The following is a 10,040-nucleotide window of genomic DNA, read 5'->3' as shown; positions in this document are numbered from 1 at the left end:
ATTTATCGGAGTTAGCCAACCAACTTTCGCACAAAGCAACGATAAAACTCAAATTGGTTCTGCCTCCTGGTACGGCAGCAAATACCACGGAAGAAAGACCAGCAGCGGTGAGCGCTACAACAAAAACGACATGACGGCCGCTCACAAAACCCTCCCTTTCGGCACCAAAGTTAAAGTCACCAATCCCGCCAACAACGAATCGGTCGTCCTGCGCATCAATGACCGGGGTCCTTTTGTAGGCAACCGCATCATCGATGTATCGGAAGCAGCAGCACGCAAACTCGACATACACGCCTTAGGTATAGCCCAGGTAGAGGTTCAGGTAATCGAACGACCGGATGAGGCGATCGCGGCAAACGATAACGCATCGGACGCAAGCGCTTATACCATAGAGGCAGCATCCTACGCTGATTACCAGCATGCCTACGAAATGAGCCAGAAACTGAAGGCTTTCGACAAGTATCTCCCATTGGAAATTACCGAAGCACAGGTGAATGGCAGAAAAGTAGTGCTTGTAAAAGCTGGAAAATTCCAGAACCGGAACGAGGCAGAAGCCTTCAACGAACTTCTGGAAGAAGAAGGCCTGGCAGGCAAGGTAAGCAAAGCCTAGCCTAGCCTAGCCTATACCTTACTGACAAACCAAAAGCGGGAAGCCTGAGGAAGGCTTCCCGCTTTTGGTTCTTTCATGGTTTCACTTGATCCGAAAAATTACCGGATCAGGGCAGGCGGTAAATTTCTGCTCCGGAACCTGCTGGCTAAACCTAGTCTTTCTTGCGGAGAAAGATGTCGTTGCTGATACTTTCCAGCTTGATTGCCGAGCCGCCTCCCTTTACATTACCAGTAAGCTCATAGCCCACCATCGGGGCCTTCTGTCTCTTCCCGGCCAGATCAATGTCCAGATCGGAATACACTTCGCCTGTGATGGTTTTGAGGGCCACGGCCGCCCCTTTGTTCGGCGCCCAGTTCATATCCACAAACCCGCTGATGGACTTGGCACTAACCGGCCCGGCCAGTCCCCTTATTTCAATATCTCCGTTGATCGTCTCCACTGTCAGGTCAGCGGTGGCAGGCATAAAAATCTCATAATTGATATCCGCACAGACGAAGTTCCGTTTACCGTCCTTGTTGACGCTATAGCTGCCATCGTTATCCGGGCAATCGGCTGCCTGACCGTTTTTTGTCAGCTCCTGGTCCAGGTCCACCAGCACCCGGGCGCTGGTATTGTCACTTGCAAAAGTCAGCTGCAGCGCGTCGTTCAGCTTCCCGCTGTTTATCTCATACGTTATTTTGACCGCTACTTCTTTTTTGTCCCAGGCCGTAATTTTAATGTTGTCGCCGAACTTAAGCTGCAAGTCCACTTTGTTATTGGCAGGTATAGCCAGTGTTTTTTCTACTGTTTTCGGCTGGGCCTGCACACCCGCTGCCAGCACGAGCCAGAGCAGCGCCATTGTCCATATCTTTTTCATAGTCCGAAATGGTTATAAGGTTAAATTCGTTCTTTTATTTGCTCTTGCGGATGTACATGTCGCCGCTGATGGTGTACAGGTTCACCTCCACACCGCCGCCATTGGTTTTTCCTTCGATGTTGTTGCCCCCACTCACGCGAGGCAGGTTACTTTTCGTATCCCGGGCAATGTTCATGTCAAAGTCTGAGTAAATCTCGCCTTGTAGCGACTTCAGCTTAAAGTTGGCTTTGGTGTTGGCTGGCAGGTGAATATCGACCGTACCTGCTACTGAGGAGATCGCACTGGGCTTGGATTGATTCAGACTGGAGAACTTGATCACCATGTCGCTGCTGGTAGTATTGGCCACCAGAGGCCCTGCAATGTTGGTCAGGGTGGCGTCACCGTTGTTCAGCTTCAATTCTATTTCTCCTCCCACATCGGCTATACTCAGGTCACCGCCTGTCCAGTTCGACTCTTCGTACTTCACCGAAGCATTCTTCGGCACCCGAATGGTATAACTGCCATCCTGCCGGGAGGCTTTCGTGATGGTGAGCGTATTTTTATCTTTTGCCACGGCCAAACCCATACCTGTGTTGTCTTCGGCCTGGTTGTAGAGCGGCTTCAACCCGGCGGCACGGGCAGGCGGCGCATTGTAACCAGAGGCTTCTATAATGACCTCATCTGAATTATGGCCCACGATCTTCACATCGCTGTTGTGCATCAGCAGGACCACCTGGCTGCCCTTGCTGTTGTCCAGCTTTGCTTTGTAGACGAGTGGCTTGTCCTGATACGTTTCGTCTGCCATACCGGGAGCGTCCGGTGTTGTGCTATGTCCCTTGTCCCGCTCATGCGCGAGTACGGTCGTGGAGGAGAGCAGGAGACAGGCTGCTGCTATGCGTGTTAGTCTTTTCATGATGTGTTATGCGTTAGTCGCTTTTGTTTATGTTAAATGCTTTATATCAAGATGCCCAGGCCTTCTGCGGCTTTGTCTTTCACGATGGGCAGTAAATCTTTCCGCTGAGCCATTTCCTCCAGTTCGCCGATCGCTTCTTTCTCTTTCATATCAACCAGCATGTCGATCAGGGTGAGCTGCATGAGGGGATCTGTCTGTTGCGTCAAGGACTGGACCAGGGCATGGCGTACTTCTTTTTTGTGATGAAATCGATATAAGGCTTCAGAAGCTGCCACCCGCACATTCACGTTCGGGTCCTGGTTCATGGTAGTGATCAGCACCCCGATGACCTCATCCGACTGCCCGGCCTCATACTCCTGGCTGACCAGCTGAATGCGCTCGCTGGCAGATGCGCCTGTGGCCAGGACTTTTTTCATCTCCTCTACTTCCTCTCTCAGAGCGGCTATCTCCGCATTGGGCGCAGTGGCTGCCCTTTGATTATAGTACCTGCCCGCCCAGAAAGCCCCCAGCACGAGCAGTATACCTGCTGCGACGCGCCAATAGGAGGCGTATTCCTGCAGCACCGGGAAGAACAGCGTCTTGGCTTGCGGCTCCTGTTCCGCTATCTTTTCAAAAAGCCAGTCATCGGACAAGGCTTGGTCCGGTTGCGCTTCCTGCTGCTTGGCGTAATAGCGGAAAGGTGCGGAATGTGCCTTCAAATGTTCCGGCAAGTCCGGTGTCTCATTGAAGAATGCCTGCAGCTGTTTTTCCTCGGCTAAGCTTGTTTCGCCTTCGTAATACTTTTGCAGTAACGCTTCTATATTATCCCACTTCATAGTTCTCCAGTTTTAAAAAGCCGTCCCGTACACTTTTGCGTGCCCTTGACAGGATGACCCGCAGGTTGTTCACGGTTAAGCTTGTAATCTGCTCTATTTCTTCAAAGGTATAGCCTTCCACATCGCGCAGGTGCAAGACCAGTTTTTGCTGCTCCGGAAGGGTTTCCACCAACCTCTGCACATTGCGCATGCTGTCTGTCTGCTCCGAATACTGATAAGGAGTAGCGTCCCCCGAACGCAGGTCCATGCCGGCTACATCGACCATCTGCTTCCGTTTGCGTGACTTTAGTTTATCCAGGCACAGGTTTTTGGCAATGCTCATCGCGAAGGCTTCTATGCTGTTGTAAGCCTGCAGCTTGTCCTTTTGGGTCCAGAGTTTCAGGAACACATCCTGCAGCACGTCCTCTGCCTCTTCCTTGTCATGAAGCAGAAGCACAGCAAGCCGATACAGCTTTTGCCTGGCAGGAAGTACCTTTATTTTAAACTCTTGCAGATCCATTCAAATACAAAGACGACGCAGACGGTGAAACATTACAGCATATTATTAAAATTATTCCGGGGCCAAGGTATAGGGCAAACGTTTTCTTCTATCCCCCTCTTTAGCACAACCTTTTCACCCATTCGGCTGCCCTTTCCGGATGGCTGCCAGCAGGTTTTTTGCCTGTTGGTTAGCAGGCTCCAACCGGATGACTTTCTCTAATACTGCTTTTGCTTTTTGGGAATCCTGGTTGAGCAGGTGCGCTTGTGCTATACCTATCATGGGCCATACTTCTTCTTTGTGCTGGCTGCTCATGTACCCGTACCAGGCTGTGGCCTCTTCCGCTTTTTTCTGCTGCAGCAGGAAGTCCCCAAATTCTTTTTCCACAGCTCTTACCTCTTCCGGACTGGTGCGGGAGTCAAGGGCAAAGCGGGAGTATACCCAGACAGCCTGTTTAAAACCGGTATTATTATAGACCTGCTGCATCACGGTCGACACATTACCCGCAGGTGGCATGTTGAGTACAGTTTCCAGTGCGGGATCCCTTCCTTTCAGGTAGTCTTCGGAGGTATAGCCCACGGGTATATCCGGTGCTGTCCAGGGGCGCTTCTCATCCCCGCTCCAGTCGCGCCAGTAGATGGTAGAGATCCGTATGGTCAGGTTGCTGTTGGGTAGTTGCATTTTCCTGGAGTCACCGTAAGCACTGGGAGAGGAGCCCGACGGTTCGCCCACAAACAAGGTATTGGTATAGTACTCCAGGTCGTTTGCCAGCATCTGGGCTGCCGAAAAAGTCTCTCTGCCAATGAGCGTATAGAGGCTGCCAAAGCGGTTGATCTGCTCCGAACGTGCCAGTGCCAGCACCAGGGGGCGGTTAAAGGAATTGCTGCCACCCGGATTGTGCCGCAGGTCCAGCACCAGTTTCCGGACCGGTATACCTATCACGATGCGCTCTATCTTTGCCACAAAGGCTGCCAGCGGCTCCTCTTCTTTGTCATAGAGTTCGTTTACCTGCACATAGAGCGTTTCCTCATCTTCCAGCATATGCAGCCAGTACTTCTCCCTCCGGTTTTGCTGGCTCAGGGGAGGCGCTGTACCGAGGGCCTCCCTGGCATCTACAAAGTAGACTTTTCGGAACAGGGCTATCGGGGAAAGTAGGATGTCTTCTACTGCTCCCTCTCTTGTCTTGATTTTAAATGGTACCTGCTGCACATCATCGGCTATACCCAGTGCGGCTAAAAACTCAGGTATAACCAAAAAAGTAGGTGCCAGCAACCGGAAGCCCATCTCATTGTCATAGTGCACCACAGGCCGCACCTTTTCCAGCACGTCTTCAGCAGGAACTGTCCCTATCTGCAATACCTGCGCCCCTACTAAGTGCATCATCTCGGGTGTAGCTTCCCGGATGAATAACCCATCGTCGAACAAGGCGAGCTTTACAGGCAAGTGGTTCAGGTATAAACCCGGGTCGGAGGGTGGTGGCGTGGAGGAGTGCGCCCGGCTGTAGGCAACGGCCATATCCTGCGGCAAAGTGAGGCGGGTATGGCCATCGCCCACCATGGCGACCAGGCGGGTCAGGCCCACTATTATTTCATAGTCTTTTAGCTGAGGAACCTGCGCATGCAGCACCGCAACGGCACTGTCAAATGCCTGTTGAGACATTTTGTTGTAAGGGTTCCGGTGCATTCTGGGCAGCTGCTCCGCCAGAAACGCAACATCTTCCTGCCACTGCGCCGCACGAAGCACTTTTGGCTGCGCCTGCACCAGGCCATGGGTAAGTAGCAGCAACATACAACTGCATCTGATGAGGAACAGACTTTTCATAATGGTACAGATTAGGTATAAAGGCCATGCTCTGAGAGCACTTGCGACCCCTAATTACAGAGACGACCAAGGATCAGAAACATTACAGCACCTACTCTTTCCCCTTGCTGCCTCCCGGGCTCACACCGCCACTGCTGTTGTGAAAAGTCTCTTTTTGTAGAGCAGAAGCCCCGGTTGATCTATAAAAACCTGCTCCCGGGCTTTTAACTGGTATCTACACTTTGATATATAGAATCATTTACCTAAACTTAGTTACCTAAAACTAAACGAATCTAACCCTTAACTAAAAGAACTTTGAAACGACGTCATTTTATTGAGATCTCGGCACTGGGTTTTGGCGGGCTTATGCTACCCTCCATACCTGTGTTCGGCAATATGATCTCTCCGGAGAGAGCGCTGGAACAGGTGGACCCGGCCCTCAAAAAGCGATTGGCCGATGTAGCCCTGAACACAGCCAAGTCTGGCGGCGCCTCTTACGCCGATGTGCGCATAGGCCGCTACCTGCAGCAGTATGTTTTCACACGCGAGAAGCAGGTACAGAATATTGTGAATGCCGAATCGTATGGTGTGGGTATACGGGTGCTGGCCAACGGCACCTGGGGCTTCGCCGCCACCTCCGATGTAAGTGACAAAGGTATAGCCAAGGCCACCAACGAGGCCGTAGCCATTGCCAAAGCCAACGCCAAACTGCAGAAAGAGCCGGTGCGACTGGCACCGGTGCAGAGCTACGGTGAGGTAAGCTGGAAAACCCCGATCGAGAAGAACTCCTTCGAAGTGCCTATCAATGAGAAAGCCGATCTGCTGCTGGCTGCCAACGCCAAAGCGCTGGAAAATGGTGCCAGCTTTGTCAACTCGGCCCTTTTTCAGGTAAATGAGCAGAAATACTTCGCCTCCACCGATGGTTCTTACATCGACCAGGACATCCACCGCATCTGGCCAAACTTTACGGTAACTGCCGTGGACAAAGCCAGTGGCAAGTTCAGAACCCGCGAGGCCCTGAGCGCACCGATGGGTATGGGTTGGGAATACATGGTGCCGAAGGCTGGCGAAAAGATAAAAGGACCGGAAGGGACCGGCCTGATGGGCTACCGCTATGCCTACGACATGCTCGAAGATGCTGCGCTGGCCGCCAAACAAGCCAAAGAAAAACTCACAGCCAAATCGGTGGCAGCCGGCAAGTATGACCTTGTCCTGGATCCCAACCACCTGGGCCTGACCATACACGAATCGGTAGGTCACCCGCTGGAACTGGACCGCGTACTGGGCTACGAGGCGAATTACGCCGGTACTTCCTTCGCGACACTGGACAAATGGAGAACCAAAAACTTCAAATACGGCTCCGACAAGGTGCACATCTTCGCAGACAAGACGCAGAAGGGCTCCCTGGGCCTGGTAGGCTGGGATGACGAAGGCGTGAAAACGAAGCAGTGGGACCTGATCAAAGACGGGAAGCTGGTCAACTACCAGGCTATCCGCGACCAGGCACACATCATCGGTGAGAAAGAATCGCATGGTTGCGCCTACGCCGACAACTGGAGCTCCGTGCAATTCCAGCGTATGCCTAACGTATCGCTGGCACCGGGCAAGCAGAAGATGAACGTGGACCAGCTTATCGCAGGCGTGGACAAAGGCATCTACATCGCCGGCCGTGGCTCCTACTCGATCGACCAGCAGCGCTACAACTTCCAGTTTGGCGGTACGGCCTTCTATGAGATCAGCAAAGGCAAGATCGTAGGTATGCTGGAGGATGTGGCTTACCAGAGCAACACCCAGGAATTCTGGAACTCCTGCGCAGGCTCCTGCGACGAGAGCGACTACCGCCTGTTCGGTTCGTTCTTCGACGGCAAAGGCCAGCCAAGCCAGGTAAGTGCGGTATCGCATGGCTCCGCCCACACCCGCTTCAACGGTGTGAACGTGATCAATACGGCGCGCAAAATCTAAAAAGAGTCGCGAGTTCTGAGTTCTGAGTCTTGAGTTATACCTGATACAATGGCTGATAGTATAGTTGCTACCAAGTCTTACAGTTTTGCTTTGCGTGTAATTAAACTATACAAGCACCTCACCCAGGAACAGCGCGAGTTTGTGCTGGCAAAGCAAGTGCTACGAAGTGGTACTTCTATTGGGGCTAATGTAGAAGAGGCGCTTGGTGCTCAAAGTAGTGCAGACTTCAGGCATAAGCTAAGTATAGCTTTAAAAGAAGCGAGGGAAACCAGTTACTGGCTGCGCCTGCTCAAAGATTCAGATTTTATAAAAGTAGATGCTTTTAGCAGCATACATGGAGAGTGTCATGAATTAGTCAAAATGCTAAAGAGTATCATTCTGACCTCCCAGCATAAAGAAGACAACTCGTGACTCAGAACCCGAGACTCAGAACTGAAAAAGTAATACAGTTTGAAATTAAAAAAAGAAGCTAAAAACATGGCTATATATACAAGAGAACAAGCAGAGGCTTTACTGAAGAAAGCACTGGCTTACTCCAAGGCTGATGAGTGTGAGATCACACTCAGTGGCAATATTGGCGGCAACATCCGCTATGCCCGTAATGAGGTATCCACCAGCGGCGCAGATGAGAACGTAGCAATGTCAGTGGAATCGCGTTTTGGCAAGCGATCCGGTGTGGCCACGATCAATGAGTTTGATGACGCTTCGCTGGAAAAGGTCATACGCCGTGCCGAAGAGATCGCGCGTATCGCGCCCGAAAGCCCGGAATACATGCCGATGCTGGGCCCGCAGAAATACATCAACACGAAAGCGCACTTTGACTCCACAGCCAAAATAGACCCGGCCTACCGGGCTGATGCCGCTGCCAAGAGTATAAAAGCTGCCGCCGACAAAGGTCTGACAGCAGCAGGTTTCCTGGAGCATTCCACGAGCTTTATGTCCCGACTAAACTCCAAGGGCCTGTTCGCTTATCACCCTTCAACAGTAGTAGATTTTTCGGTGACCATGCGTACTGAAGACGGCACCGGCTCGGGCTACGTCACCCAGGATTTCAGCGATGTGAGCAAACTCGACACCGGCAGCGCCTCCCAGTTAGCGGCCAGCAAAGCCGTGAACTCCCGCAATGCCAAGGCACTGGAACCCGGCAAGTACACCGTTATCCTGGAGCCGGCTGCTTCTATTGATCTGCTTCAGAACATGTTCCGCAACATGGACCAGCGCAATGCCGAAGAAGGACGCAGCTTCCTGAGCAAGCCGGGCGGCAAGACAAAGTTGGGCGAGAAACTGGTAGATGAGCGCATCACGGTTTATTCAGATCCGGCACATCCCGAGATTCCGACAGCTCCTTTTGCAGGTGATGGCCGTCCGCGCGAGAAAACTACCTGGGTTGAGAAAGGGGTGATCAAAAACCTGTACAACTCCCGTTTCTGGGCTGAGAAAACAGGAGCGAAATCTATCCCGAACCCAGGCGGTATGGTGATGGAAGGCGGTAGCCAGTCGCTGGAAGACATGATCAAAAACACCAAACGCGGCATACTTGTCACGCGCCTCTGGTATATCCGTTCCGTAGACCCGCAGACGTTGCTCTATACGGGCCTTACCCGCGACGGTACCTTCTACATTGAGAATGGCAAGATCCAGTACCCGGTCAAGAACTTCCGCTTCAACGAGAGCCCGATCATCATGCTCAACAACCTGGAGGCACTGGGCAGACCGCAGCGCATCAGCGGCAACCTGGTGCCGCCGATGAAGATCCGCGACTTCACCTTCACCAGCTTGTCTGACGCGGTGTAGTCGTTACAGCTTATACCTTGGATGCCGTATACAAATTTGTGTACGGCATTCATTTTACATACAACCCGAGGCTCAGCACTCATAACTCAGAATTCTAAATTGCAACCTTTCACCTTCGTCCGACTGCAATACCGCTCCGGCAACTGGGATACCGACCCGCGTATGCCGAGCAACCTGCTGCACTCCCTCATTGAGTACACGACGGTGAAGGTGACGGAGCAGGAGAAAGTGGTCTCGCTGGAAAGTGCGGAGCTGTTCAACTACCCGTTCAGCTACTTGAGCGGCCACCGATTGGTGCAGTTCAACCAGAAGGAGCGGAAGAACTTCGAGACCTATGTGCGCAACGGTGGCTTTGTATTTGTGGACGACTGCAACCACGACATCGACGGCTTGTTTGCAAGGTCTTTTGAGGAGCAGATGAAGCAAATTTTCGGGCAGGGAGCGCTGAAGAAAATTCCGAACAACCACAAGGTATACCGCAGCTTCTTCACCTTCGACGAAGGCCCCCCGACTACCTCATTTGAGCTCAACGGCTGGGGCGACGACCTGGTGCATGACTACCTGAAAGCCATTGAGATAAACGGGAAAATTGGCGTACTTTATAGCAACAAAGACTACGGCTGCGAATGGGACTACGACTTCCGGAACAAACGCTGGCTGGCAGAGGACAACACCAAGTTCGGAGTGAACATCATCATGTATGCGCTGACGAGTTAGTGTGTATGAGCAATAAGTTCGTGAATGACTGTCATCCCCCTGGCTCCCCTCAAGGGGAGAATCTCTGCCCGAGTAGGTATAGCTGACAGGTATAGCAAGACTAACTTACAACAGCT

The 10,040-nt window shown here is 52.2% G+C and carries 10 protein-coding genes; 5 read left to right on the top strand and 5 right to left on the bottom strand.

The window, feature by feature from the left end:
• Positions 1-610 (top strand): septal ring lytic transglycosylase RlpA family protein (locus OB13_RS15335; RefSeq protein ID WP_461491051.1); only part of this gene is annotated, 610 nt, incomplete at its 5' end.
• A gap of 151 nt (positions 611-761) precedes the next feature.
• On the opposite strand, the gene OB13_RS15330 is transcribed toward OB13_RS15335, so the two are convergent.
• From OB13_RS15330 to OB13_RS15310, 5 genes are all read right to left on the bottom strand, one after another.
• Positions 762-1,466 carry a DUF4097 family beta strand repeat-containing protein gene (locus tag OB13_RS15330; RefSeq protein WP_461491050.1) on the bottom strand — a complete coding sequence of 235 codons (705 nt, stop codon included), beginning with the start codon at positions 1,464-1,466 and terminating at the stop codon, positions 762-764.
• Positions 1,467-1,500: 34 nt separating this feature from the next.
• Entirely contained in the window at positions 1,501-2,358 is an 858-nt protein-coding gene (locus OB13_RS15325) for a DUF4097 family beta strand repeat-containing protein (RefSeq protein ID WP_461491049.1), read from the bottom strand.
• A 41-nt stretch (positions 2,359-2,399) separates the two neighbouring features.
• Entirely contained in the window at positions 2,400-3,173 is a 774-nt protein-coding gene (locus tag OB13_RS15320) for a HEAT repeat domain-containing protein (RefSeq protein ID WP_461491048.1), read from the bottom strand.
• Positions 3,160-3,672 (bottom strand): RNA polymerase sigma factor, encoded by a 513-nt coding sequence (locus OB13_RS15315; protein WP_461491047.1) that lies wholly within the window; start codon positions 3,670-3,672, stop codon positions 3,160-3,162. The genes OB13_RS15320 and OB13_RS15315 overlap by 14 nt, the downstream gene beginning before the upstream one ends.
• Before the next feature lie 114 nt (positions 3,673-3,786).
• The gene (locus OB13_RS15310) at positions 3,787-5,439 is read right to left on the bottom strand and encodes a tetratricopeptide repeat protein (RefSeq protein ID WP_461491046.1); all 1,653 of its coding nucleotides are present in this window, start codon (positions 5,437-5,439) and stop codon (positions 3,787-3,789) included.
• Between the two features lie 327 nt (positions 5,440-5,766).
• Between OB13_RS15310 and OB13_RS15305 the strand changes: the two genes are divergently transcribed.
• The 4 genes from OB13_RS15305 to OB13_RS15290 all read left to right on the top strand — a co-directional run bounded on the left by OB13_RS15305 (position 5,767) and on the right by OB13_RS15290 (position 9,924).
• Complete coding sequence (locus tag OB13_RS15305) at positions 5,767-7,413, top strand: TldD/PmbA family protein (RefSeq protein ID WP_461491045.1); 1,647 nt, start codon at positions 5,767-5,769, stop codon at positions 7,411-7,413.
• Between the two features lie 48 nt (positions 7,414-7,461).
• On the top strand, positions 7,462-7,824 hold the full coding sequence (locus tag OB13_RS15300; RefSeq protein WP_461491044.1) for a four helix bundle protein: 363 nt from the start codon (positions 7,462-7,464) through the stop codon (positions 7,822-7,824).
• A 66-nt stretch (positions 7,825-7,890) separates the two neighbouring features.
• The gene (locus OB13_RS15295) at positions 7,891-9,207 is read left to right on the top strand and encodes a TldD/PmbA family protein (RefSeq protein WP_461491043.1); all 1,317 of its coding nucleotides are present in this window, start codon (positions 7,891-7,893) and stop codon (positions 9,205-9,207) included.
• A gap of 99 nt (positions 9,208-9,306) precedes the next feature.
• Entirely contained in the window at positions 9,307-9,924 is a 618-nt protein-coding gene (locus OB13_RS15290) for a DUF4159 domain-containing protein (protein WP_461491042.1), read from the top strand.
• The last annotated feature ends 116 nt before the right edge of the window (positions 9,925-10,040 follow it).

The sequence above is a fragment of the Pontibacter sp. HJ8 genome (assembly GCF_054824225.1).
This window is presented reverse-complemented; position numbering and strand designations above follow the sequence as displayed.